We start from the raw sequence: 350 nt of genomic DNA, 5'->3' as shown, positions 1-350 counted from the left end.
GCCGCTGTGTCGCAAAATTTTCATCACATTAAAGGCGGCCGTATCTCCGGACGCACTTATGCTGCGAGCTCCGCAAAGAGCTGGAATGGCGAGCGATTATTGTTGGCGAACTGCTTCTTGCGGATCATATGCGCCACTTCGATGCCAGCAATTGTTGCTGAAGCGCTGTGAAACGCCTTGAAGCCCAATGTGTGTTTTGTAATCCGCTTGATGAAGCGATGGTCCTGTTCAAGAATATTGTTGAGATATTTGACCTGAAGAATTTCGATCATTTTACCTGTACCGGTGATTTTCAGGATGTTGTTTACAGCCTGCGCACCAGCCAGATTGGCTCCGCTTTTATCAATGAC

1 protein-coding gene is annotated in these 350 nt (G+C 47.7%); it reads right to left on the bottom strand.

Features of this window, described 5'->3' with window-relative positions:
• Positions 1 to 56: 56 nt before the first annotated feature.
• On the bottom strand, positions 57 to 350 hold a 294-nt coding region (locus FJQ48_RS12835), incomplete at its 5' end, for a DDE-type integrase/transposase/recombinase (protein ID WP_139975427.1).

It is taken from the genome of Ochrobactrum sp. CGA5, assembly GCF_006345815.1.
Taxonomy (GTDB): Bacteria; Pseudomonadota; Alphaproteobacteria; order Rhizobiales; family Rhizobiaceae; genus Brucella.
This window is presented reverse-complemented; position numbering and strand designations above follow the sequence as displayed.